The sequence below is a fragment of the Candidatus Phycosocius spiralis genome (assembly GCF_030158815.1).
Taxonomy (GTDB): domain Bacteria; phylum Pseudomonadota; class Alphaproteobacteria; order Caulobacterales; family Aquidulcibacteraceae; genus Aquidulcibacter; species Aquidulcibacter spiralis.
On record NZ_BPFZ01000016.1, the window covers coordinates 35751 to 60533 of the forward strand.

Annotated in this window: 27 protein-coding genes; 19 read left to right on the forward strand and 8 right to left on the reverse strand. The window is 52.0% G+C overall.

Annotation, left to right across the window (positions count from 1 at the left end):
* Positions 1-10 precede the first annotated feature (10 nt).
* The 14 genes from rplF (at position 11) to PsB1_RS10770 (ending at position 10813) form a co-directional block, all read left to right on the forward strand.
* Positions 11-541, forward strand: a complete 531-nt coding sequence (gene rplF / locus PsB1_RS10705; RefSeq protein ID WP_284361339.1) for a 50S ribosomal protein L6 — start codon at positions 11-13, stop codon at positions 539-541.
* A complete protein-coding gene (rplR, locus tag PsB1_RS10710; RefSeq protein ID WP_284361341.1) occupies positions 541-897 on the forward strand; it encodes a 50S ribosomal protein L18 in 357 nt (118 codons plus the stop codon). The genes rplF and rplR overlap by 1 nt, the downstream gene beginning before the upstream one ends.
* Positions 898-909: 12 nt before the next feature.
* A complete protein-coding gene (gene rpsE / locus PsB1_RS10715) occupies positions 910-1476 on the forward strand; it encodes a 30S ribosomal protein S5 (protein ID WP_284361345.1) in 567 nt (188 codons plus the stop codon).
* A 2-nt stretch (positions 1477-1478) separates the two neighbouring features.
* Positions 1479-1664: a 50S ribosomal protein L30 gene (gene rpmD / locus PsB1_RS10720; protein WP_284361347.1), complete on the forward strand. Its 186-nt coding sequence runs from the start codon at positions 1479-1481 to the stop codon at positions 1662-1664.
* Positions 1665-1682: 18 nt separating this feature from the next.
* Complete coding sequence (gene rplO / locus PsB1_RS10725; protein WP_284361350.1) at positions 1683-2168, forward strand: 50S ribosomal protein L15; 486 nt, start codon at positions 1683-1685, stop codon at positions 2166-2168.
* Positions 2169-2282: 114 nt separating this feature from the next.
* Complete coding sequence (gene secY / locus PsB1_RS10730) at positions 2283-3650, forward strand: preprotein translocase subunit SecY (protein ID WP_284361352.1); 1368 nt, start codon at positions 2283-2285, stop codon at positions 3648-3650.
* Between the two features lie 146 nt (positions 3651-3796).
* A complete protein-coding gene (locus PsB1_RS10735) occupies positions 3797-4369 on the forward strand; it encodes an adenylate kinase (protein WP_284361417.1) in 573 nt (190 codons plus the stop codon).
* Positions 4370-4842: 473 nt separating this feature from the next.
* Positions 4843-5220: a 30S ribosomal protein S13 gene (rpsM, locus tag PsB1_RS10740; protein WP_284361354.1), complete on the forward strand. Its 378-nt coding sequence runs from the start codon at positions 4843-4845 to the stop codon at positions 5218-5220.
* Positions 5221-5273: 53 nt separating this feature from the next.
* Complete coding sequence (gene rpsK, locus PsB1_RS10745; RefSeq protein WP_284361356.1) at positions 5274-5663, forward strand: 30S ribosomal protein S11; 390 nt, start codon at positions 5274-5276, stop codon at positions 5661-5663.
* Positions 5664-5747: 84 nt separating this feature from the next.
* Positions 5748-6764, forward strand: coding sequence for a DNA-directed RNA polymerase subunit alpha (locus PsB1_RS10750; protein WP_284361419.1), 1017 nt, complete (start codon positions 5748-5750; stop codon positions 6762-6764).
* 44 nt (positions 6765-6808) lie between these two features.
* Entirely contained in the window at positions 6809-7216 is a 408-nt protein-coding gene (gene rplQ, locus PsB1_RS10755) for a 50S ribosomal protein L17 (RefSeq protein ID WP_284361359.1), read from the forward strand.
* A 204-nt stretch (positions 7217-7420) separates the two neighbouring features.
* Positions 7421-7972 (forward strand): pseudouridine synthase, encoded by a 552-nt coding sequence (locus tag PsB1_RS10760; RefSeq protein WP_284361362.1) that lies wholly within the window; start codon positions 7421-7423, stop codon positions 7970-7972.
* A gap of 67 nt (positions 7973-8039) precedes the next feature.
* Positions 8040-9521, forward strand: a complete 1482-nt coding sequence (locus tag PsB1_RS10765) for a Do family serine endopeptidase (protein WP_284361364.1) — start codon at positions 8040-8042, stop codon at positions 9519-9521.
* Complete coding sequence (locus tag PsB1_RS10770; protein ID WP_420887913.1) at positions 9518-10813, forward strand: replication-associated recombination protein A; 1296 nt, start codon at positions 9518-9520, stop codon at positions 10811-10813. The genes PsB1_RS10765 and PsB1_RS10770 overlap by 4 nt, the downstream gene beginning before the upstream one ends.
* 869 nt (positions 10814-11682) lie before the next feature.
* Here PsB1_RS10770 and ispH read toward each other — a convergent pair.
* Complete coding sequence (ispH, locus tag PsB1_RS10775; protein ID WP_284361368.1) at positions 11683-12660, reverse strand: 4-hydroxy-3-methylbut-2-enyl diphosphate reductase; 978 nt, start codon at positions 12658-12660, stop codon at positions 11683-11685.
* Positions 12661-12790: 130 nt separating this feature from the next.
* Between ispH and PsB1_RS10780 the strand changes: the two genes are divergently transcribed.
* Positions 12791-13537 carry a hypothetical protein gene (locus PsB1_RS10780; RefSeq protein ID WP_284361371.1) on the forward strand — a complete coding sequence of 249 codons (747 nt, stop codon included), beginning with the start codon at positions 12791-12793 and terminating at the stop codon, positions 13535-13537.
* A gap of 11 nt (positions 13538-13548) precedes the next feature.
* Positions 13549-15333, forward strand: coding sequence for an arginine--tRNA ligase (gene argS / locus PsB1_RS10785; RefSeq protein WP_284361373.1), 1785 nt, complete (start codon positions 13549-13551; stop codon positions 15331-15333).
* Between the two features lie 9 nt (positions 15334-15342).
* Here the strand turns inward: argS and PsB1_RS10790 are convergent, their stop codons facing one another.
* Positions 15343-15540, reverse strand: coding sequence for a DUF1289 domain-containing protein (locus tag PsB1_RS10790; protein WP_320412736.1), 198 nt, complete (start codon positions 15538-15540; stop codon positions 15343-15345).
* A gap of 1 nt (position 15541) precedes the next feature.
* Entirely contained in the window at positions 15542-16330 is a 789-nt protein-coding gene (locus tag PsB1_RS10795; protein ID WP_284361375.1) for an adenosylcobinamide-GDP ribazoletransferase, read from the reverse strand.
* A 197-nt stretch (positions 16331-16527) separates the two neighbouring features.
* Here PsB1_RS10795 and cobT point away from each other — a divergent pair, with 197 nt between their 5' ends.
* From cobT to PsB1_RS10810, 3 genes are all read left to right on the forward strand, one after another.
* Positions 16528-17565 (forward strand): nicotinate-nucleotide--dimethylbenzimidazole phosphoribosyltransferase, encoded by a 1038-nt coding sequence (cobT, locus tag PsB1_RS10800; protein WP_284361377.1) that lies wholly within the window; start codon positions 16528-16530, stop codon positions 17563-17565.
* Positions 17565-18980, forward strand: a complete 1416-nt coding sequence (locus PsB1_RS10805) for a protein adenylyltransferase SelO (protein WP_284361380.1) — start codon at positions 17565-17567, stop codon at positions 18978-18980. Before cobT ends, PsB1_RS10805 begins: the two co-directional genes overlap by 1 nt.
* Before the next feature lie 101 nt (positions 18981-19081).
* On the forward strand, positions 19082-20095 hold the full coding sequence (locus PsB1_RS10810) for a retropepsin-like aspartic protease (RefSeq protein WP_284361382.1): 1014 nt from the start codon (positions 19082-19084) through the stop codon (positions 20093-20095).
* 16 nt (positions 20096-20111) lie between these two features.
* Here PsB1_RS10810 and ychF read toward each other — a convergent pair whose 3' ends face one another.
* The 5 genes from ychF to msrB all read right to left on the reverse strand — a co-directional run bounded on the left by ychF (position 20112) and on the right by msrB (position 24749).
* Positions 20112-21209 carry a redox-regulated ATPase YchF gene (ychF, locus tag PsB1_RS10815; protein WP_284361384.1) on the reverse strand — a complete coding sequence of 366 codons (1098 nt, stop codon included), beginning with the start codon at positions 21207-21209 and terminating at the stop codon, positions 20112-20114.
* Positions 21210-21322: 113 nt separating this feature from the next.
* Positions 21323-21946 (reverse strand): aminoacyl-tRNA hydrolase, encoded by a 624-nt coding sequence (gene pth / locus PsB1_RS10820; protein WP_284361385.1) that lies wholly within the window; start codon positions 21944-21946, stop codon positions 21323-21325.
* A gap of 75 nt (positions 21947-22021) precedes the next feature.
* Positions 22022-22615, reverse strand: coding sequence for a 50S ribosomal protein L25/general stress protein Ctc (locus PsB1_RS10825; protein ID WP_284361388.1), 594 nt, complete (start codon positions 22613-22615; stop codon positions 22022-22024).
* Positions 22616-22784: 169 nt separating this feature from the next.
* Positions 22785-24068, reverse strand: a complete 1284-nt coding sequence (locus PsB1_RS10830; protein ID WP_284361391.1) for a cytochrome P450 — start codon at positions 24066-24068, stop codon at positions 22785-22787.
* Positions 24069-24338: 270 nt separating this feature from the next.
* Complete coding sequence (gene msrB / locus PsB1_RS10835; protein WP_284361394.1) at positions 24339-24749, reverse strand: peptide-methionine (R)-S-oxide reductase MsrB; 411 nt, start codon at positions 24747-24749, stop codon at positions 24339-24341.
* Between the last annotated feature and the right edge of the window lie 34 nt (positions 24750-24783).

Consider the following 24783-nt stretch of genomic DNA (forward strand, 5'->3'; position numbering starts at 1 on the left):
GGGGCTGTTGATGTCACGTATCGGCAAACAACCTGTTGCTTTAGCAGGCGCAACCGTCACAATTGATGGAGACCTGATCAAAGCGAAAGGCCCAAAAGGCGAATTATCCTTCAAGCTGCATGAGCAAATCTCGGTCGCTTTGCAGGATGGTGCGATTGTGGTTACCCCTAAAAACGATAGTAAATTAGCTCGTTCATTATGGGGCATGTCGCGTTCTATGATTGCCAACATGGTTCTAGGTGTCACCAGAGGGTTTGAACGTACACTTGAACTGGTTGGGGTGGGCTATCGTGCCGCTATGAGTGGTAAGGATCTTGAATTATCGCTCGGCTATTCTCACCCTATCATTTATAAAGCGCCAGCTGGTGTAGCTTTTGCCGTGCCCAAGCCTACTGAAATCAAAATCACCGGCAAGGACAAGCAAGAGCTAGGTCAAATTTGCTCGGAAATTCGTAAATATCGCCCCCCTGAGCCTTATAAGGGTAAAGGTGTGCGTTATGAAGGCGAAACCGTCCGTCGCAAGGAAGGCAAGAAAAAGTAATGCCATCGTCATTAGCATTAAAGACCAAGCGCACGCTGCGCACGCGCTCCCGTCTAAGGGCTTTGGCCAACGGCCGCTTACGGCTGTCGGTGTATCGCTCTTCAAAAAACATTTCCGCACAAATTATCGACGACACCAAGGGTGTTACATTGGTTTCAGCTTCATCTTTGGAGGCAGTGATGCGCACTGCCGACGGAGTTAAGCTGGATTATGCGGTTGCGGTTGGAACACTACTCGCGCAGCGCGCTCTTGAAAAAGGTGTTAAGCAAGTGGTGTTTGACCGTGGTGGATATTTGTATCATGGGCGTGTCAAAGCGCTCGCCGACGCCGCGCGTGAAGCCGGTCTTGAGTTCTAAGGAGAAGATCTGATGGCTCGAAGGCCAGAACGTGAACAAAAGAATGAAGAACGCGACAGCGAATTTGTCGACCGTCTCGTCGCGATCAATCGCGTCGCGAAGGTGGTCAAGGGTGGTAAAAACTTTGGTTTTGCGGCACTTGTTGTTGTTGGTGACGAAAAAGGTCGTGCAGGCTTTGGCAAGGGTAAAGCACGCGAAGTGCCTGAAGCGATCCGCAAAGCCACCGAAGAAGCCAAGCGTCGCTTGCAGCGTATTCCGCTACGCGAAGGCCGAACCCTTCATCACAATGCCGCAGGGCGTTGGGGTGCAGGTAAGGTGATTGTGCGCTCCGCACCTCCAGGTACCGGCCTGATCGCCGGTGGCCCGATGCGTGCGGTATTTGAAGTCTTGGGGATCAAGGATGTCGTATCCAAGTCCTTGGGCTCTTCAAACCCATATAACATGGTGCGCGCCACGTTTGACGCTTTGGGGGAGCAGATTTCTCCACGCCAAGTCGCCAATAAGCGCAATCTTAAAGTCGCAGACGTTTTGGTTCGTCGCAAAGACGGTGCCAGCGGCGTTGAAGGCTCGGAGGGTTAATCATGGCGATTGTGGTTGTTAAGCAAACGGGTTCGCCCATTCGTCGTCGCTTTGACCAGCGTGAAACTCTGGTTGGGCTTGGTCTGAACAAGATGAACAAGGTTCGTGAACTTGAAGATACCCCTGCCGTACGCGGGATGATCGCCAAGGTCGCGCATTTGGTTCAAGTCGTGGAGGAGCGCACCTAAGCGTGCGTTAGGTACACCATGAAACTCAATGAATTGTCTGACAATGAAGGCGCAACCAAAGCCCGCATGCGGGTTGGTCGTGGCGTAGGCTCTGGTAAAGGCAAAACCTCTGGCCGCGGTGTTAAGGGTCAGAAGTCGCGTCGCGGCGTCTCGATCAATGGCTTTGAAGGCGGACAAATGCCAATTCATATGCGCGTGCCAAAGCGTGGCTTCAATGCCCGTTCCAGCAAGGATCATGCTTGGGTAAATCTTGGCCTCTTGGCTAAGGCGATCAAAGCAGGTCGTCTGGACGCAAAAAAACCTATTGATGAAGCAGCTTTGGTGGCCTCGGGCTTAGTGCGTCGTGTACGAGATGGCGTTCGGATCCTGAATAAAGGAGAGATCGGCGGCAAGGTTGAGTTGATCGTCACAGGCGCTTCTGCGGCTGCGATTGCTGCGATTAAAGCGGCGGGCGGCACGATTACCCTAACTGGCAAGGCCAAAGCAGAAACGCAAGCAGCCTGAGCCCTTGAGGTGTGATGCGCAATCTCCGATATGGGGGGGTGCGCACCTCTTTTTGGCGCGCCAGGCGGTCACCCGCTTAGGCGCGCTTTTACATTTTGGAAGGCATAACGGTCCATGGCTTCAGCTGCCGAACAACTTGCACGTAATTTGAATTTCTCTTCGTTTGCGAAGGCGAAGGATTTGCATGCGCGGATTCTATTTACCGTCTTTGCCTTGGTCTGTTATCGTTTGGGCACATTCATACCCATTCCTGGTATTGATATTGTTGCTTTCGCACGTGCCTTTTCTCAAGCCCAGCAGGGCATTTTGGGCATGGCCAACATGTTTTCTGGCGGTGCGGTTGAGCGTTTGGCGATCTTTGCCCTCAATGTGATGCCCTACATATCTGCTTCCATCATCATCCAGCTTTTATCCTCCTTTCCCGGGCGATTTGAACAGCTGAAAAAGGAAGGGGAGGCGGGTCGCGCCCAGCTTAACCAATATACACGTTATCTCACCGTTGTCCTGGCGATTGCCCAATCCTTGACGATTGCCAATGGCCTAGCGGGTTCGCCCGGCATAGTGCTTGATCCCGGCCCGCTCTTCATTGCTTCGACTGTCATCACCTTAACAGGTGGTACGTTGTTATTGATGTGGATTGGTGAGCAAATTACATCGCGCGGCATTGGCAATGGCGTATCCTTGATCATTTTTGCTGGGATTGTCGCGGAAGTCCCCAAAGCTATTTTCCGCACCTTGACTTTGGCGCGGGAAGGCTCAGTCTCTGGATTTGCCATCTTGGTGCTGGTCTTGGTCTTAGCCTTGGCGATTGTATTGATTGTATTTGTAGAGCGTTCCCAGCGCCGCATCGTTGTGCAATATCCCAAGCGCCAAATTGGCAATAAAATGTCCATGGGTGAGCAGTCGTTCTTGCCACTCAAGATCAATACTTCAGGGGTTATTCCGCCGATTTTTGCCTCTTCGCTCTTATTGTTGCCTGCAACCGCCGCCGGCTTTTTAGCAAGTGGTCAGTTGCCCGATAATGCACCAGATTGGCGAGTGATCTTGCAAGAAGGGGTGCGTGCGACAGCAGCCCTGTTGGGTCATGGTAAACCCTTGTTTATCTCATTGTTTGGTGCCCTCATTGTCTTTTTCTGCTTTTTTTATACTTCTATTGTTTTCAATACAGAAGAGACGGCGGATAATTTACGCAAACATGGCGGTTTTTTGCCTGGTATCCGCCCTGGCGCGAAGACAGCAGAATATCTTGATCTGGTGATGAGCCGCTTGACGCTTATTGGCGCTGTCTATCTGGTCATTGTCTGTTTGGTTCCTGAAATCCTCATTTCAAGCTTTGGGATGCAGTTTTATTTGGGCGGCACCTCTTTATTGATTGTCGTATCCGTGACAATTGATACGGTGGCACAAATTCAATCGCACATGCTGGCGCACCAGTATGAAGGCATGATCAAAAAGTCGAAGCTAAAAGGGCGAGGACGCTAATTGGTATCTGGGCCTAAGGGGTTTAGGGGCAAATCAGGTTCTACGGTCTCAGCACGTCTAGTTCTACATATAGGGATATAGGGTCAGTTCTCTCGTTTTAGCTCTCGACTTTGCGACATAGACCCTAGGGGGGGGGAATACGAATGATAAATTTAATCTTATTCGGCCCTCCAGGTGCTGGTAAGGGCACCCAGGCAAAGCGCCTTGTGGAAGGGCGCGGATTTATTCAACTCTCAACCGGGGACATGTTGCGGGCAGCACGCGCATCGGAATCTCTGCTTGGTCAGCGCGTAGCAGCGGTAATGGATTCAGGCTCATTAGTCTCCGATGAGATCGTCATAGAACTCATTGACGACCAGATCAGTCAGAATTTGAGCGCACACGGATTTATCTTTGACGGCTTTCCACGCACGCTCGCCCAAGCTATAGCGCTCGACGGTCTTTTGAAGTCGCATGGGCATCGTATTGATCGTGTAATCCGCCTCGTAGTAAATGATGATGAGCTTTTGGCCCGCATCACCAAGCGCTTTAACGAGCAAGGGCGCTTGGATGATAATCCTGTGACTTTTGTCACCCGACTTGCAGCCTATCACAGTCAAACCGCGCCCCTGATCCCGTTTTATGCAGACCGCGGCATTTTACGTGAAGTCAATGGCATGGCCGCGATGGATGCTGTTTCTGCGAGTATTGATGCGGCTCTGGCGGGATTGAAGGGCTAAGTATCATTGGGTTAGGAGCGGATAATTAGGGGCAATTCCTTACACAGCTGCAAAGCTAAAACAGCGTCTTTCGTCTAGGACGGCTTTGGTGCAGGCCCTGCCTACCCCTAAGGCCTAACATCATTGTAAAGCGGATTTGTGCCAGAAAGGGCACCAAAAGCGCGTCTAAGTCTCTGCAGGCTTAGGCCATATCGGGCTCAAACCTTCTTCTGGCATTACGAAGGTAGGCGGCGGCTGCCCTCCCCATGCCCCATCCATTTCAGCAAGATCCGTTGACTTCACTGCGCCATAGCATTATCAAATTGACTTCCGTTATAGGACGCATGCTGGCCGACCGGGATGACCGGATGGTTGGCTATGCGTCTTTTTGCGCATTCCAAGCTTGTTCCTAAAAAAACAAGTTCCAAAACAATAGATTGACCTCATGGCGCAGATCCTCCGATAGGGGGTGGGGCTGTGAATGGAGAGACAAAGTGGCCCGGATAGCTGGCGTCAACATACCGACGAACAAGCGCGTAATGATCGCGCTACAATATATTCATGGCATTGGCCCTGCAAAAGCAAAGGAAATTTGCGAAAAAGTTTCCATCACGCCAGAGCGGCGCGTCAATCAGTTGACGGATGCGGAAGTGCTGCAGATCCGCGAAACCATCGATCGCGAATATGTGGTTGAAGGCGATCTACGCCGTGAAGTATCGATGAACGTGAAGCGTTTGATGGACCTTGGCTGCTACCGCGGCTTGCGTCACCGTCGTGGTCTTCCTGTTCGGGGTCAACGCACACACACCAACGCCCGCACCCGCAAAGGCCCTGCAAAGCCGATCGCTGGTAAGAAGCAAATCAAGCGCTAATTTTTCTCCCCCAACGGGCGTGAGCCCGCTGGCTTTCGTCTGGAACCGACACAATGGCAAAAGAAACCACCCGCGTCCGTCGCAAAGAGCGTAAGAATATCGCTCATGCGGTGGCACATGTGAACTCAAGTTTCAATAATACGATGATCACCATCGCAGACCCACAAGGCAATGCAATTTCTTGGTCATCCTCTGGCATGATGGGCTTTAAGGGCTCACGCAAGTCCACCCCTTATGCGGCCCAAGTTGCAGCTGAGGATGCAGGTCGCAAAGCAGCTGAGCATGGTGTTCGTAACCTCGAAGTCAATGTGTCTGGTCCAGGATCTGGCCGTGAGAGTGCGCTGCGCGCGCTTCAGTCAGTTGGGTTCATCATCAGCTCCATCCGCGATGTCACCCCTATTCCACATAACGGCTGCCGCCCACCAAAGCGTCGTCGCGTTTAAGTTCGCACGGGTCATTTCACCCGCTTTGGTTGGAAATTGATTTGGCGAGCGAAGGTTCGCCCCTAAAACATAGAGGATTGCATGGTGCTCGAGAAAAATTGGAAGCTGTTGATCCGCCCAGATAAGACGGTCATCGAACATGGTTTTGACCCAAGCCGCAAAGCCAAGCTGATCGCAGAGCCGCTAGAGCGTGGCTTTGGCATGACATTGGGCAATGCGTTGCGCCGGGTTTTATTGTCCTCGTTGCGCGGCTCTGCCATCACTTCAGTGCAGATTGATGGCGTGGTGCATGAGTTTTCGTCCATCGCCGGTGTACGTGAAGACGTGACAGACATCGTGTTGAACATCAAAGGTGTGGCCTTGGTCATGCATGCAGAAGGTCCAAAGCGCATGACCTTGCGTGCGCAGGGGCCTGGTGAAGTCACAGCAGGAGAAATTCAAGCTGGCAGCGACATTGAGATCTTAAACCCAGAGCAAGTCTTATGTACCTTGGATGATGGCGCTGAAATCCGCATGGAATTTACCGTTGAAAACGGCAAAGGCTATGTCACAGCTGACGCCAATCGCCCAGAAGATGCGCCAATCGGCTTGATCGCGGTCGATGCGCTTTATAGCCCTGTGAAGCGTGTGGCCTATAAGGTTGAAAACACCCGCGAAGGCCAAGTTCTCGACTATGACCGTCTGGTCATGGAAGTGGAAACCAATGGTGCCATGACGCCAGAAGATTCAATTGCCTATGCCGCGCGCATCATCCAAGATCAATTGGATGTCTTCATCAATTTCGAAGAAGCCAAAACCAAAAAGGTCGAAGAAAGCCGCCCAGAATTACCGTTCAACCCTGCTTTGTTAAAGCGCGTGGAAGAGTTGGAATTGTCGGTGCGTTCGGCCAATTGTCTCAAGAACGACAACATCATCTATATCGGCGATCTGATCCAAAAGACCGAAGCCGAAATGTTGCGCACACCAAACTTTGGTCGCAAGTCCTTGAACGAAATCAAGGAGGTCCTCGCTCAAATGGGTCTCCATTTGGGTATGGAAGCGCCTAACTGGCCCCCAGAAAATATTGACGAACTTGCAAAGAAGTTTGAAGACCAAATGTAATCAAGACGCAACGTCGCGAGACGTCGCCAGATGGAGAACTCGTTATGCGCCACGGGCACGGACACAGGAAACTTAACCGGACACATGAACATCGCACCGCCATGTTTGCGAATATGGCAGCAAGCTTGATTAAACATGAGCAGATTATAACAACTCTGCCCAAAGCGAAGGAATTACGACCTGTGCTGGAGCGTTTGGTCACTTTAGCAAAAAAAGGCGATTTGGCTTCGCGCCGCCAGGTAGCTTCGCGCATGCGTGATGAGACCCAAACCAAAAAGCTGTTTGAGGTTATCGGCCCACGCTATGCTGATCGCGCCGGTGGTTATTTGCGCATCATGAAAGCGGGCTTTCGTCATGGTGACAATGCCGCCGTTGCCGTGATTGAGTTCGTAGACCGCGACATTGCCGCCAAGGGTAAGGATTCTGGCCCAGTGGCAGGCGCCGACGAATAGTCGTTAATACGTTTGAATACAATGAAAGCCGCTCCTTTGGGGCGGCTTTTTTGTTTTGACATTTAGTGCGCGCAGCAACAGCGTAATTCAACATCCGCGTACGCATGCGCAACTCATGCTGCGCGGTCCAACTGGCCAAGTCAGAAAGCATCATTGCTGCCACGCTCGCCTTTGATTATCGTCCGGGCTAACCTATAAGCCCCCATGCCCCGCCTCATTCTCTTCAACAAGCCCTATGACGTCCTCTGTCAGTTTTCGGGCGGGGAGGGGCGTCTGACTTTGGCGGACTTTATTGACGTACCCAGCGTTTATCCGGCCGGGCGTCTTGACCGCGATAGCGAGGGGCTTTTGCTTTTAACCGATGATGGCAAGTTGCAAGCGCGCATATCGGACCCCCGGTTCAAACTGCCTAAGACCTATGTCGTCCAAGTGGAGGGTATTCCCTGCCATGAGGCACTTGCCAAACTCGCAGCAGGGATCACCTTAAATGACGGTACAACGCGACCTGCGCAAGTGTCGCGTATAGACGATCCGAACCTGTGGCCGCGTGATCCCCCCATTCGGGTGCGAAGAGCCATTCCGGATTCTTGGTTGGTGCTGACCATAAGTGAGGGCCGTAACAGGCAGGTGCGTCGGATGACGGCCGCTGTGGGTCACCCAACCCTTCGCTTGATAAGGGTCAAGATTGGAAATTGGACCTTGGGGACTTTGTGTCCTGGTCAATGGTGTGAGTTTGCTGTGGATTCCATCTGTTAATGCAGCTGACTGCATTGTCATCATTTCGCCACTTGCACAACCTAGGAACAAGGCTTTCATAGCATGTATGGAAAAGCCAACAACAGATAGGGGCCAGATCGGCATGTGGAAATGGGTTGCCGCTTCGGTTTTAAGTGCCGCTTTTGGGGCTGGATTGGTTTCTGCTTTACCATTCGCAAAGCAAGTGGGGTTTGGAACGCAAAGCCCGTCAATTGCGCCTTTGGCTAAGGCACCAAGCCAGCCTGTGCAGGGCCGCGTGGTTCCAGCCACAAAAGCGGATGCCATCTCCTCTTACGCCCCGATTGTGCGGCGTTCTTCCATGGCTGTGGTCAATGTCTATGCCCGTTCAATTCAAAAAGGGCGGGTGGCGATTGATTTTTTCGGCGGCGCATTCCGGATTCCTGATCGTGCCAGCCAAAGCCAAGGTTCGGGCGTGATAGTGCGCGATGATGGCATTATCGTTACCAATAATCATGTTGTGCAGGGTGCAACCGAATTGGTGGTCGTTTTAGGCGATCGCCGGGAGTTCCCAGCCCAGGTTGTTCTAACCGATCCGCGCACCGATCTTGCGGTCCTGCGCATCGACACCAAGGGTGAGCGTTTAGTTTCGCTGCGATTTGCTGATACCACGACGGCACAAGTCGGCGATCAGGTCATAGCAATCGGCAATCCGTTTGGAGTTGGCCAAACTGTCACCGCGGGTATTATCTCTGCTTTGGCGCGCACCGATGTTGGCATTACCGACTTTAGCTTTTTTATTCAGACCGATGCGTCGATCAATCCAGGTAATTCAGGTGGTGCATTAGTCGATATGAATGGTGATTTAGTGGGTGTTAACACGGCAATTTATTCGGGCTCCGGTAATTCAGCAGGTGTTGGGTTTGCGATCCCTGCTGAAATGGTACGACGCGTGGTGGAAGGGGCAGTAACAGACGGGAAAGTTATACGTGCTTGGACTGGGATTAAGGGTCAGAATGTGGATGCAGAAGTTGCGCGCACATTGGGTTTATCACGTCCCGGTGGCGTATTGGTGACCGAGATTTATCCAAACTCCCCCGCCGCTCTTGCAGGGCTAAGGCGTGGCGATGTGGTTACAAGTTTTGCCGGAGCCCCGGTCAGTGACGATTCAGGCTTGCGTTATCAAGCCGCAACCCGCAAACCCGGCGAAGTGGTGGAGTTTGGCTTTCAGCGTCAAGGTCAGGTAAAATCCAGCAAAGCCGCTTTAACCTCGCCACCAGGCGAGGCGCAGACCCCTCAAGTCCTGTCGGGTCGGCATAGTTTTGATGGCGTGCGCGTTGTCTCGCTCTCGCCAGCTATAGCTGAAGAACAGGGGATTGATCCTTTCACCCGTGGTGCCTTTGTTGTCGGAGTTGACGGCTCCCGTGAGGGAGCCCGCGCTGGGCTTCGACCAGGGGATGTGATTGTTGAGATTAATGACCAGTCGGTTGCAACGGCCGCAGATCTGGCTGAGCGTTTGAACCGCGGGCGCCAAGGCAAGGTGACGATCCTGCGCGGGGACCGTCTTATCTCCGCCATATTGTTCTTGTGAGTGATTTGTTTACTCAATCGAACTTGGAAGGCGATCTCCATCGTCCTTTGGCAGATCTTATGCGGCCAAAAAGTTTGGACGAGGTGGTGGGCCAAGCCCATCTCTTAAATCCGCAAGGCGCGATTGGGCGCATGATTGGCCAAAAGCGCTTGTCCAGTATGATCCTATGGGGGCCGCCGGGGGTTGGCAAAACCAGCATTGCGCGCCTTTTGGCTGATGCGTCCGATCTTGAATTTAATTCCCTGTCGGCAGTGTTTTCAGGCGTGGCCGATTTACGCAAAGCATTTGAAGCTGCCGCTCATTTACGCACCACGGGTCGGGGCACCTTATTGTTTGTTGATGAAATCCATCGCTTTAACCGCGCCCAACAAGATGGTTTTTTGCCCTATGTTGAAGCTGGTATTGTAACCTTGGTGGGAGCCACCACGCAAAACCCCAGTTTTGAATTGAATAACGCCTTATTGTCACGCACGCGAGTTTTTGTCCTCAAGCGGCTGGAGACTGATGGGCTTACTGAGCTGTTGCGCCGGGTTGAAGCTTTTTATGGCCGCGCCGTCCCGGTAACGGATGAGGCATGCACCCTTCTGATGGATTTTGCTGATGGCGATGGCCGCCATTTTCTAACGCTTCTAGAAGAGGTTTTTGCATTACCCATCGACACTTTGATGGATCGCGAAGCCTTGGCCCAATTTCTTCAGCGCCGTGCGCCCGCCTATGATAAGAATAAGGATGAGCATTATAATCTGATCTCGGCTTTGCATAAGTCGGTAAGGGCAAGCGATCCAGATGCTTCGCTTTACTGGCTGGCGCGGATGCTCCAAGGTGGGGAAGATCCCCTTTTTATAGCCCGCCGTCTGGTCCGAATGGCCAGTGAAGACATAGGTTTGGCCGACCCAACGGCTCTACGGGTCGTCATGGCAGCGCGCGATGCCTTTATGTTTCTGGGGCCGCCAGAGGGTGAGTTGGCGTTGGCGCAAGCAACCTTGCATCTAGCCTGTGCGCCTAAATCTAATGCGATTTATATTGCTTTTAAAAAAGCGCAAGCCTTGGCGACGCGCACCGCAGAACTTCCCCCACCTGCCCGTTTCCTCAACGCTCCGACCAAGTTTATGCAAGATCAAGGCTATGGCGTCGGCTATCTCTACGACCCTGATGTTCAAGGCGGAGTATCTGGTCAATCGGGCTTCCCAGATACAATTGGCCCTCAAGACCTATACACCCCAACAGAACACGGGGCCGAGGCGCGCATCCTTGAAAAGCTAGCTTCTTGGCGCGCCCTTCGTCGTGGGTGACAACGGCTTCTGAGGGCGGAACAACAAGCCATCACTCACCCTAAGATCATTTATGTTTGATCTACAGACACAGGAATATAAGACCCGATCACATGGATCAAACCTCATGGTCAGACTGGTCAAGTGTTGTATGATAGAGCGGTCAACTCAGATTTAAGGCGCAATGGTGGCACTGTGAAGCCAGTGAATAGATGCATGTTTGCCCTGTTAATCCTCTTGTCAGCAACAACCAAAACTCAATCGCAAAGCACTGAAAAGATTGTTGGCTTTCAAGCGGGGCACATGCGACCACGCTGGAGGGTGTCATTTGTGGCTATAGGGATGCGACTTACGACCTGCCGACAGCTGAAGGTCAGACGCTTCATATACTCCTGACGCTGACAAACAGATCCTGCTATTTCAATGTGTTCGAGCTAGGGCAGCAATATGGCGTCCATATCGGGTCAGCATTGGTCATGAGTTTGGTCGCAGTCCGGCCAAGGCTGGGCCTATCGGATTCAAAATTACCCGATGCGCAATGCTGCGCGACGCCATGATTATTGTCGATACCACCTGCCTATCGAACAAACGGGCTAATCGAATGACTCTAGCACACATGTCCCTAGCACACATGGCGTGGAAGCCACGATACACTCATGGTTCAAACCATGGATGCAGCGACCCCAACTGCATGTTCATCACAAGCTGGAACCCTCAAAGGAGGGGCGGTTAATCTTTGGAAGGATCAAGCTCGGCCGTGTGGTTACAAAAGGGTCAGTCGTTTCAAATCTCCCCCAAACAATCGCGTTAGGCCGTCGTGAGTAGGCAAGGCCTAGATCAGCGCCTTCCAAGACAAAGGTGATATGGCGCACAGGATATTGTCTGACTGGTCAAGAACCATCATCTTGGACCTCTGTTACCGCGCGCGGTAGTTTGAAGATCACATCTTCGCGGCTGACGATCACTTCTTGCAGACTAACAGCAAAGCGGGCTTGGCAGGCTTCGATCACCGAGGCGACAAGATCTTCAGGTGCGCTGGCACCTGCTGTTAGGCCTAAGGTTTCAACACCGTTGAACCAGCTCCACTCAATGTCGTTGGCATCATCGATCAAATGCGCTGCTTTAGCGCCTGCGCGCCGGCCAACCTCGACCAAGCGAATAGAGTTTGAGGAAGTTTTAGAGCCAATGACCAGTAACAGATCGGCCTGACGGCTAAGCGCTTTGACGGCTTCTTGACGATTCGTAGTGGCGTAACAGATATCTTCCTTATGGGGCGGCGAAATCGTGGGAAATTTGGCCTGTAGAGCCGCCACAATTTCGGCTGTGTCATCGACCGATAGCGTCGTTTGGGTCACAAAGGCCATATTGTGGGGGTTTTTGGGCGCGAATTCGGCCACATCATCAAGATCTTCTACCAAAGTCACAGCACCTTGTGGCAATTGACCCATAGTACCAATCACTTCTGGATGACCAGCATGTCCGATCAGTACAATTTCGCGACCTGCATCAAAATGACGTTGGGCTTCCACATGGACTTTTGAGACCAAGGGGCAAGTCGCATCCAGATAGATCATATCGCGTCTTTGCGCCTCTTGTGGTACCGATTTGGGCACGCCATGGGCCGAAAAAACCACAGGTCGATCGCTTGGACATTCATCTAATTCTTCAACAAATACAGCACCAAGACGCTTTAAACGCTCCACAACATGCACATTATGTACAATTTCATGGCGTACATAGACAGGTGGGCCCCATTTCTCGATTGCCCGCTCTACAATCTGGATCGCGCGGTCAACTCCAGCACAAAAGCCACGCGGTGCTGCCAGCAAAATCGTCAATTTGGGGGACTGAATTTGGACGTGCGACATGATTTCTCCGTAGGTGTTGCCATGATGGTGCCGCATTGCGTTGCTTGAAGCACAAGTGACCATTAAAGACATGGTCTATAATTGCGGCAGTGCCAAGATGGGGTGCTCCGCTTCTTCTGTGGAATGCAAGATGCGCCCCCAAACGATTGCCTTATTGATCACGTCCGTTTTTGTTTTTACCGCTTGCTCTTCCTTGCCTTTTATGGGCTCGCGTGAGCGGGCAGCCAAAGCTAAACCCCCAATGTCGGAGGCCGATGCCCCATCAGCCCCCACACCAAGTCCAAAGGTGGAAGCTAAAGCAGGTGATGCTGAAGTGTTAGAAGCCCCGGCTACCCCCCCACCTAAACCCAGCTTTTTATCTGGTCTAGCGAAGCGACTTGGCAGCGATTCGGGTAAGGCCAATGTAGGCCCATGTCCGGCGGTGCGCGTACTTTATGATGCGCAACGTTTTGTCGAGCTTGACGGTGCTGAACGTTTCGAAAATGTCGGTTACACTGGTGAGATTTTGAATGTGAGATCAGTTTGTCGTTATGTCGGATCGGATCCAATCACCATCTTTATGCAATTGAATATGGCGTTTGGCAAAGGGCCTAAAGCCGTGGGGAGTTCCAAGGTTGTGAATTATTGGGTCAGTGTCACGCGCAAGGACATAGCAGTTATTTCCCGCCAGACCTACAAGCAAAACATAGTTATTCCTTCGGGTAGTGATCGGATTTTTACCCAATCCTTGCCGATTGTGATCAAAATTCCACGCGCCAACAAGGATATCGCAGGGGCCAATTTTGAAGTTTTGGTCGGCTTTGAGTTGACGCCAAATCAATTAGAATTCAACCGCAACGGCAAACGCTTCCGCGTCGATGCGGGTGTGCCACGCTGATCCAACAGCTGATGATACCATTTGCCGATCAACTAAGCCACTTGTTGGGGCATGCTTTTTCCAAACTGGGCTTGGACCCGGCTTTAGGTGGGGTTGTGCGGGCGCAAAAGGCTGAATTTGGCCATTTTCAGTGCAATGGTGCGATGGCTGGGGCTAAGCAGCTTGGCAAGAATCCACGTGACTTAGCCCAAGAAATCGCTAGTCAAGTGTCGCACGATCCCCTTATTGGCTCTTGTGAGGCGGCAGGACCTGGGTTTTTGAACATTAAAGTGTCGGATCAGTCCTTTTGTCTGCAAGGTCAAGCCATTGCAGCCGATCCACGTGCCGGTGCACAATGGGTTGACGTGCCCCGCAAAGTCATCGTGGATTATGCTGGCCCCAATGTTGCTAAATCCATGCATGTAGGCCATTTGCGCGCAACCATAATTGGCGATTCTATCAAGCGGATTTATCGGTTCCGCGGTGATCAGGTTTGGGGGGATGCCCATTTTGGCGACTGGGGCTTTCAAATGGGCCTCTTGATTACGGCTTTAGCTCAAGAACAGCCAAGTCTTCCTTATTTTGATCCTGATTTTAGTGGCCCCTATCCTGAATCAAGTCCGGTTGCGCTTGATGATTTGGAGCGGCTCTATCCAATTGCCGCCGCCTTGGCCAAAACCGATGCCCATGCCCGCGATCTGGCGCGCAAAGCCACGGCGGAGCTGCAAGCCGGCCGTCCAGGATATCGCGCCCTATGGTGCCATTTTGTGGCGGTATCGCGTGAAGCTCTAGTGCGTGAGTTTAAGGCGCTTGGCGTGACTTTTGACCTTTGGCTGGGCGAAAGCGATGCAGACCCCCTGATTGAGGCCATGATTAAGGATCTTGAGGCCAAGGGACTATTGCAAGATGATCAAGGTGCCCGTGTGGTCTTTGTCCATGATAAAATGGTGCCCAAAAAAGATGGCGGGGAAGGGCCCAATGTTGCACCGCTCTTGGTTGTCTCGTCAGAGGGTTCCGCCATGTATGGCACCACGGATTTGGCGACCATTGTTGATCGGGTTGCGCGCTTTGGTGTTGATCTGATCATCTATTGTGTGGATCAGCGTCAAAGTGATCATTTTGAGACTGTGTTCCGCGCCGCCGATAAAGCAGGCTATATGCCACGCTCAGGCTTAGATCACATCGGTTTTGGAACGATGAATGGGCGCGATGGTAAACCGTTTAAGACCCGCGAAGGTGGGGTCTTAAAGCTTCATGATTTGATTTTGATGGTACAAGAAAAAGCACAGGCCAAAATGGATGAAGCAGGCATAGGTCTGGATTGGCCAAACCAAGAGCGCGCGGATATTGCCCATAAGGTTGGGATTGCCGCCCTTAAGTTTGCCGATCTACACAATTTTCGCGGCACTTCTTATATTTTTGATCTTGAACGATTTTTAAGCTTTGAAGGTAAAACCGGGCCCTATCTTCTCTATGCTGCAGTCCGCATGAAATCGATCCTACGCAAAGCCGAAGAGGCGGGCTATCAGGCAGGATCCGTCGGGCTACTGGAGTCAGCAGAGCGGGATTTGATCTTGGTGCTCGATGGCTTTGAATATGCGCTACGTGGCGCTTATGAAAAGCGTGCGCCGCACCACTTGGCTGATCATGCTTATCAATTGGCGGGCGCGTTTTCGGTTTTTTACGCGGCATGTCCCATCTTAGGGGCAACCGAAGCCGGCTTGCGTTCCTCGCGCTTAACCCTTGTGCGGGCAAGTTTGAACCAATTGCTGATTGCGTTAGACCTCTTGGGCATAGAAGCGCCCGAACGCATGTAGTTGGTAGAATTAAGGTTTTATGCGATAGGTTTCATCGATTTGAGAAAGTCGACTGGGCAGGTTCGACATTATTTCGTTGCGTTCCTTAGCACTATAGTGGCCCCAACGCGCAATTTCCGGCAAAGTTCTATAACACCCAAGGCACAATTTGGACTGGGGCTCTATGCAACAGATTTTGATGCAGGGGCTTTGGATGGGTTCCCCCACTTTAAGCCCCAAAGCCAGGGATTAAAGCAACCAATCCTGCTAAGGCACCCAATTCAGCAGTAGTGGCGCATGCGCCCAAGGCATCCCCCGTTTGGCCGCCCAAATACTTGCGCGCAGCTAAGGCAATGGTTCCAGCTCCCAATATCGTGCCAAGGACCGTACCAAAAGCAGGACCGATGAAACTGAATTGAAATGCTAGAAGGACTGCAACGCCACTGATGGTGGCTCCGATGATTGTTGCGGTGGTGGCTTCTGAGGGTGTTGGCTGGCCCGCGGAGGCCGAAATCCCATCCTCACTTGCTGGGCGTAACAAGGTCATGACATGGACCAAAGCGGTGCGCCCCATAGTGCCACTGATAATCAGGCATAGTCCAGCTTGCCAAGATTGGGCGATTTCGGCAATCAAAAAAATCTTCAGGATGAGGGCCAACAACAAGGCTGTGCCGCCAAAGGTGCCAATGCGTGAGTCGCGCATGATTTCCAACCGCTCACTAATGGATTTTCCACCTCCAATGCCGTCGAAAAAATCGGCAAAGCCGTCCTCATGAAATACCCCTGTGGTTAAAACTTGCGCTGCTACAGCAAGGGTCGCAGCAATGTGGACGCTGCCGTCAAACAGCCACATACCAAGCCCGTAAGCCAATGCCCCGATGAAGCCGGTGACAAGGCCTACCACAGGGGCGGCTTGGAAAGCGCGTGTGATGCGTTCACGCGGTAAATCTTCAGGCCAAGTGACAGGCAATCGCGTAAAGAATATCAAGCAAATTCTGGCATCATCAATAATGCGCATGGCGCGACTCGGCTTTGGTCAATGGGGAAATGGCGTTCCTGCACTTCTCTTAAATGAACTGCGCAAGATTTCGAGATCATATTACTTGATCTTGAGTTGAAGTGCTAAAACTGTGGCGCAAAAGCCGCACCATGAGGCTGCGTTTATAGGCTGTCATTGGGCTTACTCAATGGCATATCGCGCGCTAGATCAACTTTATGCCCCATGATTCTATTCTTGAAGCCCAAAACCCTTTCAATGATATTCGAGCTTTAATCACCGATCTGCCCGGCCCGGACGAAGAAGCCAGTGCCCGAACCATAGGCCGTGAAAGCCAATTGATTAAGCCACCAGGTGCCTTGGGACGGCTGGAGCATATCTCGATGTGGCTCTCGGCTTGGACCGGCAAGAGCCCACCACAGGTTATTCGCCCGATTGTTGCGGTTTTTGCCAGTGACCATGGGGTCGCGGCGCGCGGCGTTTCAGCCTATCCTCAATCGGTTACACGTCAGATGATCGAAGCGATTGCTGCAGGGGGTGCGGCGATTTCTGTTTTAGCCCAACAAGCAGGTGCCGGCTTAAAGGTCTATGACTTGGCGGTTGGCCAACCCACGCCTGATATCGTGACAAAGGACGCCATGACCGCCAAGGCATGTGTGGCTACCATGGCTTATGGCATGGAGGTTCTAGCCGAAGGGACTGACCTTTTGGTATTGGGTGAAGTGGGTATCGCCAATACAACGGTCGCAGCAGCCATTGCCTTGGCACTCTTTGGGGGTGAAGCTGGTGCATGGACTGGGCCTGGAAGTGGCGTCAGTGGCGATGTGCGACGCGCCAAAGAGGAAGCGGTAGCCAAAGCTGTTGCTCGATTGGGGGAGGGCCCGCATGATCCCCTCACCGTGCTGGCAAGAATTGGCGGGCGCGAATTTGCTGCCATCGCCGGGGCAATCTTAGCCGCCCGCCTCCAGCGCATCCCAGTTGTATTGGATGGGTTTGCCGTAACGGCTGCCGCGGCGATCTTGCACCAACTCAACCCACAGGCCTTAGACCATTGCATCATTGGCCATGTGTCGGCAGAACCTGGTCATCAAGCCTTACTCGACCGACTTGGGAAATCGCCTTTGTTGAATTTGAGTATGCGGCTGGGCGAAGGTACCGGGGCTGCCTTGGCGGTGTTGATTATCAAGGCTGCCATTGGCTGCCATGCTGGCATGGCGACGTTTGCAGAGGCCGGTGTGGCGGGACCTAATATCTGATGCCCTTCTCACCCCATTATCGACCAGACCCTCAATTTGTTGCCTTAGGGCAGGCGTTCAGTGACCCAGTGACGCCAGCATCGTTTCCAAGCCTTCGCTTGGTGTGGCGCGATCAGGAGGCTGCGGCTTCTGTTGGACTAGAGACATTAACCGATGTCGAATGGATCGATCATTTTGGCCGGTTTCAAGCCTTGCCCGATATGGCTCAACCGCCACTGGCCATGCGCTATCATGGTCATCAGTTTCGCAGTTATAATCCCCAATTAGGCGATGGGCGTGGCTTTTTGTTTGGTCAGCTACGCGATCAATCGGGACGGCTCTTGGATTTGGGAACCAAAGGGTCAGGCCAAACACCCTGGTCGCGTCAAGGCGATGGCCGCCTGACCCTTAAAGGCGGGGTACGTGAGGTCTTGGCGGCACGCATGCTCCAAGCCCAAGGGGTGAATACATCAAAGGCCTTAAGCCTGATTGAAACCGGCGAAGCACTTGTGCGCCAGGATGAACCCTCCCCCACTAGGTCTGCGGTCTTGGTGCGTCTTCAACATAGTCACGTCCGCTTTGGCACTTTTCAGCGCCACGCCTATTTTGAGTCCAAAGAAGGTATTGAAGCTTTGGTGGATCATTGCATCGCGCTTTACTACCCGCATTTGTTATCTTTTGATGGCGAAGCGCGCGTCGCAGGCTTATTGCAAGAGATCGCAGTAGCTACAGCAAAAATGGTGGCAAGCTGGATGGCGTCAGGCTTTGTCCATGGCGTTTTAAACACCGACAATATGAATGTCACAGGTGAGAGTTTTGACTATGGACCGTGGCGATTCTTACCCGTTGCAGATGGCAATTTCACCGCCGCCTATTTTGATCAAACGGGTCTTTATGCCTATGGCCGCCAACCTGAAGCGGGCCTCTGGAACCTCAAGCAATTAGCCTGCGCTTTAAAATTCATTTGCGATGTCGAAGCCTTAACTCAAGCCATTCGCGCCTACCCCCCTGCCTTTGAGGAAGCGCAAAAGCACGCTTTTTTAACCCGCCTTGGTCTTCAAGTGCCAAGCCAAGCTGCAGATGGTGCGGCCATGCTTGATGCCATGTTTGCCTTTATGGCGCGCAGTGGCGTTTCCTGGGATGGGTTTTTTCATGATTGGTTTTGTGGGCTCGCCAGTCAATCGCGGGCATTAGCGGGACCTAGACGGTACCTTTATGCTGGTAAAGATTTTGACGTCTGGCATAGGTTGTTGGGTCGCATTGAACCCGATAGACTTGGCCGTCTGGCCCATCCTTACTTTGAACAGCCAGAACCCGTCAGTTTGGATATCACGGAAGTCGAAGCCCTTTGGGAACCCATTGCTCAACGTGATGATTGGACAGCATTTCATGCAAAAATCTCTGACATTGCGGCCCTCGAGGACGCCTTGAGATAGCCTGTCGCTTAAGAACTAAGGATTTTGATTGTTGGACAAGGAAAAAGAGATCATGCTGGCCTTGCAGTACATGGTGTAACAAGCGGGGGAACACAAGTGGGATGAAAGACGGTGGACCTATGGAGCGTCGGAAGTTTCTAAGCGGTTTAGCGGGCCTTGCTCTCCCGACCTTAGGACAATCCTTATATGTAAGTGCAGCCTTGGCGCAGAGTATCCCACCCCCAAGTGCAGATTCCATTCTTGTCAAAGGCCAAACACCGATTGTCACCATGCAGACGTGGATTGACCTTTATGGTCGTCCAACCGCTGATGTAAAACTCGATGGCAAAGGACCTTTTAAGTTTGTTGTCGATACAGGGTCCAACACGTCGGTCTTAAGTCCGCGCGTGGCCAGCCTTTTGGCATTAACCGAATTGCCGTCGCGCATGGTTCATGGCGTCACCGGCGTAGCCGAAGCCCGTTTTGCCCGCATCGGCCAAATAGAGACGGGCCGATCCATTTCTAACGACTTACCCGTTGCGATCCTGGATGCCCCATCCCTGGATAAGCTCGATGGCATTTTGGGCATGGATATGTTTGCCAATCGGCGCATTCGCTTTAATTTTACCTCTAAACGCGTTGACTTAGAGCCTGCCTCTAAGCGTCGTGGCCGCCGACTACCGATTGCCGTCGAGGTTAAACTACGCCATGGCCTTCTGATTGAAGCGGAAGGCAAAATTGGCAGCGTCAAGGCTAAATGCATTTTGGATACAGGTGGGGATACCACCATCATCAATCTGGCGCTTATGGACGCGCTTCGCGCCCGCGCCGTGCGCCGTAATCGGGCGCATGAGGCCCCTGTAATTCTCGGCATAACCAATCAACATCTCAATGGCATATGGGCCAATCTTCCAGAGATCAATATGTTGGGCCTCGCCATCAGCAAGATGACAGTCGTCGCGGCCGATGCCCCTGTCTTCAACCTCTGGGGACTTGCATCGACCCCAGCCATGCTGGTTGGCATGGACGTTCTAAGCCGGGTGGAAACCTTGATCGTCGATTATCGCCGACGTGAAATTGAGCTGCAATTGCTCTCCAACATCGTGGGCGATGGGCTTGGTGGTTATCACGGTTAGGCTGGGGCTTGGGCTCTTAAGAGTTGAAGCGGAAATGCATAACATCGCCGTCTTTGACGATGTATTCTTTACCTTCCAAGCGCATTTTTCCAGCTTCCTTGGCCCCATTCTCGCCTTTGAAAGCCACATAATCCTCATAATTGATGGTTTCTGCTCGGATAAAGCCTTTTTCAAAGTCGCCATGGATAACACCCGCTGACTTGGGTGCGGTCCAGCCTTGGTGAATGGTCCAAGCGCGCGCTTCTTTGGGGCCAACGGTGAAATAGGTTTGCAGGCCCAAGAGGCTATAGCCATTGCGAATAAGCTTGTTGAGGCCGGGTTCATCAAGGCCTGCGGCTTCCAGATATTCTTGAGCCTCTTCATCCTTAAGGGCAGCAAGCTCAGCTTCCATTTGCGCGCAAATAACCACCGCTTTGGCATTATGCGCTTTGGCATAGGTTTCAACCTTGGCTGAAAATTCATTTCCAGTGGCGGCGGAGGCTTCATCGACATTACAGACAAAAAGCACGGGCTTGGCCGTTAAAAGCTGCAACATATCATAGGCTTTTTGGTCTTCTTTAGGTGGGATGAACAAGCGTGCGGGCTTACCTTCATCGAGCAGTTTTTTGGCTTCAAGGCAGAGTTCGAGGGAGAGTTTAGCATCCTTATCGCTCTGTTTGGTTTTCTTTTCGAGGCTTGGGATGCGCTTCTCCAAGCTTTCAAGGTCGGCCAACATCAATTCGGTCTCAACCGTTTCAAGATCGGCCAAAGGATCAATACGCCCTTCAACATGGGTGATATCCTCATTCACAAAACAGCGCGTAACATAGAGTACGGCGTCGCATTCTCTAATATTGCCCAAAAATTGATTACCAAGACCTTCCCCTTTCGACGCACCGCGAACCAGGCCTGCGATATCCACAAAATTCATGCGCGCTGGAATGATCTCTTTTGATCCTGCAATTTGAGCTAGGGTGGTGAGACGGGGTTCAGGAACCGCAACTTCGCCAATATTGGGCTCTATGGTGCAAAACGGATAATTGGCCGCTTGTGCGGCAGCGGTCTTGGTCAGCGCATTGAAAAGGGTGGACTTGCCAACATTGGGCAGACCCACGATACCACATTTAAATCCCATCGGGTTTGTCTTTCAGATCTGCAGAATTGGCGCTCTCGGCGGAAGTTGAGAATAGGTGATGGACGCTCATAGAGAAAGCCTCACAAAAATGCACTCGGTCTCAACATGGCGGCTCAATCCTCAAAAGCATCCCCACCGCGCAGCCAAGCAGGTACCGGCGGGGGAGGGGCAAGGGTGGAGACTTTGGTTTGGAAAGCGTCATGCTTGTCTTCCAGCAGTAAGGGGGTTGTCCGGGCGACCGCGTTGCACAATGTATCGACCCAAGTCATCTCAGAGGTTGAGAAATCATCAAGTACATGGCTCAACATTTTTTCTCGCCCCGGGTGGCCAACACCAAGCCGGACACGCTTAAAGCCTGCCCCTGATTGGGCTACGATGGAACGCAATCCATTATGGCCAGCCGTGCCGCCACCAAGTTTGACCCGACACCGACCAGGCGTCAGTTCCACCTCGTCGTAAAAAACGATGACTTTAGCCAAGGTAATCTTGTGGTAGGTCATAAAACCACCGACACAGCGACCACTTTCATTCATAAAGGTCTGAGGCTTTACCAGAATAATCTTTTGCGGGCCCACTTCTGTCTCAATCACACCTTCGCGCGCCAGACCTTGCAGGCGACTGCGTTCGACCCCAAAATGATACTGGCGCGCAATCTCATCGACGGCCATGAAGCCGATATTATGACGGTTTCTGGCATATTTGCTACCTGGATTGCCTAAGCCGACCAGCAAAAACATCACATTTCCTCAATCTCAAAACAAAAAAGCCTCGGCTGATACCGAGGCTTTTGAAGAATGTACACCCAAGCTTGCTTAGGCTTCTTCGGTTGCGTCTTCTTGCTTGCCGCCACGACCACTCAATGTGGCAACGGTGAAGTCGCGATCGCGAATACTTGGGCGCGCGCCATCGGGCATACGCACAGCAGAAATGTGTATCACATCGCCGATATCGCGCCCAGCCAGGTCAATGACCAATTCTTCAGGGATTTTACCTGCTGGCACATCTAGAGCAACCGTGTGGCTGACGACATTGAGTGTGCCACCCTTTTTGATGCCTGGGCAGGTGTCTTGGTTTAGGAAGTGAACCGGCACTTCCACGGAAATCACTGACGCTTCATCCACACGGTAAAGGTCAAAGTGGACGGGTAGATCGGTTACAGGATCCCATTGCACATCACGTGGGATCACGGGCTGGCTTTCGCCACTATGATGCAAATCGACCATATGGGCCAAAAACTTGCCCGAGCGAATGGCTTTGAGCAAATCCTTGGCCGAAGCGGCAATAGCAACTGGGCCTTTTTCGCCGCCATAGAGAATACCTGGCACAAAGCCTTCGCGGCGGGTCTGGCGAGCACCACCGGTACCTGTGTGCTGACGCACTTCAACATTGATCACAATGCCGGTCATTCCCGGTCTCCGTTCTTGGGTATGTAAAAGAGGCGCCACCAACCTGATGGGCGACGCATGAAATTCTTGAACGCGCGGCTATAAGGGAAAACTCGAAAGAACTCAACTACCCCCCACAGCTTACACCGGCATTGCGCAGTCTCATACTAAGAACGGTAAAGACGAAGCGCTAACGGCGTAAAATCACGCGCATAGAAGTATATCCCTTGACGAACGAAGATCGAAGTCGGCGGGGTTCTGAAACCACTTCAATGGCAGAGTAGCGTTTCAACACTTCTTCCCAAACAATACGGATTTGCATTTCGGCCAAACGATTACCAACGCAGCGATGAATGCCGAAACCAAATGACAAATGGTTGCGCGCGCGCGGCCGATCGATCCAGAAATCATTTGGCCGCTCAATCGCAGTTTCGTCGCGATTGCCCGAAACGTACCACATAACAACTTTATCACCTTTTTTAATCAGCTTGTCGCCCATTTCTACGTCCTCCACAGCAGTGCGGCGCATGTGTGCTAAAGGTGTTTGCCATCGAATGATTTCTGAGACCATGTTCGGTATCAAATTAGGATTGTCGCGCAATTTTTTGGCTTCTTCTGGGAATTTTGATAAAGCGTAAACCCCACCGGTTAGAGAGTTACGCGTGGTATCGTTGCCTCCAACGATCAACAACATCAAATTGCCAAGATATTCGCGTGGCTCCATATTTTTAGTGGCTTCACCACGTGCCAGCATCGAGATCAAATCTGTGCCATCAGCATGATTGACGCGTTGGTTCCACAAATTGGTGAAATAGGCTAAGCATTCAAAAAGTTCAGCTCTGCGTTGATCTTCGGTCTCGACGATGCCTCCTGGAACGGGCAGAGCGGTTGTTACATCCGACCAGCGGGTTAATTTGCGCCGATCTTCCCAAGGAAAGTCAAAGAGCGTAGCCAGCATTTGCGTGGTCAACTCAACTGAGACTTTATCCACCCAATCGAACTCTTCATCGATCGGCAGTTCGTCAAAAATCAAATTGACGCGTTCACGTATTGTCGCTTCCATTTTGGCCAAATTCTCTGGCCCAACAATAGGCTGCACAATTTTGCGCTGGGCATCATGCTTGGGGGGGTCCATGGCGATGAACATCGGCAGTATGAAATCCTGATCAAAGCTGACGATTGTGATCCCACCAAGAAAGGCATCAGAGGAAAATTGCTGATGATTGATATCCACTGCCATAATGTCATGATAGCGGGTGATTGACCAATAACCGCCGATACGTGCTTCTTTGCTTTCGCACCAATGAACAGGCGCTTGTTGACGCAAGCGCTCAAAATAAGACCAATGGCAATCATGCGTCCAAAGCTCATGCATCGACATGTCGATCTCTTCGAGCGGGACAGACCAAGCACGCTCGGCATGAAAATCTTGGATCGATGTATATTCTGTGGGATTAAAATTGCCATCAGCCATTGAACATCTCCCTAAGCCGGGCTGATTTTGATCAGTCCATTGCGGCCATAGCGCCACAATTTCAGGATTTTGTCATCCCCGCTGACGCATGCGTCATCTTTAACAAGCTTTGAATAAGTGTTTTGTCATATCACAAACGCAATCGACATAGTGATGCACATTGTTCGGCTTTGGATTGGGGATAAAGCTTATGTGCTCAGCTTGAAGCTGCGACACTATGGTTTCGGCTTAATTGTGTAGTGTCATCTTAACTGCTTAACTGTGTCGGCTTCATTTTTTCGCCTTAAAGATTAAAACCACACCATTGATGCACCATCTTTGGCCAGTTGGGGGTGGGCCATCTTGAAACACATGGCCTTGGTGGGCACCACATGACGCGCAATGGCATTCGGTGCGTGGGTAAAGCAACTTCCAATCGGTTTTGGTTGCCACAGCATCCTGGGAAATGGGTCTTGAGAAGCTTGGCCAGCCAGTCCCTGAATCAAACTTATCAACGCTTGACCAGAGTTTGGACCCACACCCAACACAATGATAAATGCCTTCACGCTTTTCAGCATTCAGAGGGGAGGTAAAGGCGGGCTCAGTCCCTTCTTGTCGGGCGACTTGATATTGGGCGGGGGTAAGAATGGCGCGCCATTCTGCCTCGGTTTTTTCGACACGAAAGCGGTTCGGTTTGGCCATTTAATTCTCCTATAGCCTTCTTTACATACGCACA

Coding starts and splice junctions, on each gene's coding strand:
- rplF (WP_284361339.1), top strand. CDS start 11: ATGTCACGTATCGGCAAACAACCTGTTGCTTTAGCAGGCGCAACCGTC.
- rplR (WP_284361341.1), top strand. CDS start 541: ATGCCATCGTCATTAGCATTAAAGACCAAGCGCACGCTGCGCACGCGC.
- rpsE (WP_284361345.1), top strand. CDS start 910: ATGGCTCGAAGGCCAGAACGTGAACAAAAGAATGAAGAACGCGACAGC.
- rpmD (WP_284361347.1), top strand. CDS start 1,479: ATGGCGATTGTGGTTGTTAAGCAAACGGGTTCGCCCATTCGTCGTCGC.
- rplO (WP_284361350.1), top strand. CDS start 1,683: ATGAAACTCAATGAATTGTCTGACAATGAAGGCGCAACCAAAGCCCGC.
- secY (WP_284361352.1), top strand. CDS start 2,283: ATGGCTTCAGCTGCCGAACAACTTGCACGTAATTTGAATTTCTCTTCG.
- rpsK (WP_284361356.1), top strand. CDS start 5,274: ATGGCAAAAGAAACCACCCGCGTCCGTCGCAAAGAGCGTAAGAATATC.
- rplQ (WP_284361359.1), top strand. CDS start 6,809: ATGCGCCACGGGCACGGACACAGGAAACTTAACCGGACACATGAACAT.
- PsB1_RS10760 (WP_284361362.1), top strand. CDS start 7,421: ATGCCCCGCCTCATTCTCTTCAACAAGCCCTATGACGTCCTCTGTCAG.
- PsB1_RS10765 (WP_284361364.1), top strand. CDS start 8,040: ATGGAAAAGCCAACAACAGATAGGGGCCAGATCGGCATGTGGAAATGG.
- ispH (WP_284361368.1), bottom strand. CDS start 12,660: ATGTCGCACGTCCAAATTCAGTCCCCCAAATTGACGATTTTGCTGGCA.
- PsB1_RS10780 (WP_284361371.1), top strand. CDS start 12,791: ATGCGCCCCCAAACGATTGCCTTATTGATCACGTCCGTTTTTGTTTTT.
- argS (WP_284361373.1), top strand. CDS start 13,549: ATGATACCATTTGCCGATCAACTAAGCCACTTGTTGGGGCATGCTTTT.
- PsB1_RS10795 (WP_284361375.1), bottom strand. CDS start 16,330: ATGCGCATTATTGATGATGCCAGAATTTGCTTGATATTCTTTACGCGA.
- cobT (WP_284361377.1), top strand. CDS start 16,528: ATGCCCCATGATTCTATTCTTGAAGCCCAAAACCCTTTCAATGATATT.
- PsB1_RS10805 (WP_284361380.1), top strand. CDS start 17,565: ATGCCCTTCTCACCCCATTATCGACCAGACCCTCAATTTGTTGCCTTA.
- PsB1_RS10810 (WP_284361382.1), top strand. CDS start 19,082: ATGAAAGACGGTGGACCTATGGAGCGTCGGAAGTTTCTAAGCGGTTTA.
- ychF (WP_284361384.1), bottom strand. CDS start 21,209: ATGGGATTTAAATGTGGTATCGTGGGTCTGCCCAATGTTGGCAAGTCC.
- pth (WP_284361385.1), bottom strand. CDS start 21,946: ATGTTTTTGCTGGTCGGCTTAGGCAATCCAGGTAGCAAATATGCCAGA.
- PsB1_RS10825 (WP_284361388.1), bottom strand. CDS start 22,615: ATGACCGGCATTGTGATCAATGTTGAAGTGCGTCAGCACACAGGTACC.
- PsB1_RS10830 (WP_284361391.1), bottom strand. CDS start 24,068: ATGGCTGATGGCAATTTTAATCCCACAGAATATACATCGATCCAAGAT.
- msrB (WP_284361394.1), bottom strand. CDS start 24,749: ATGGCCAAACCGAACCGCTTTCGTGTCGAAAAAACCGAGGCAGAATGG.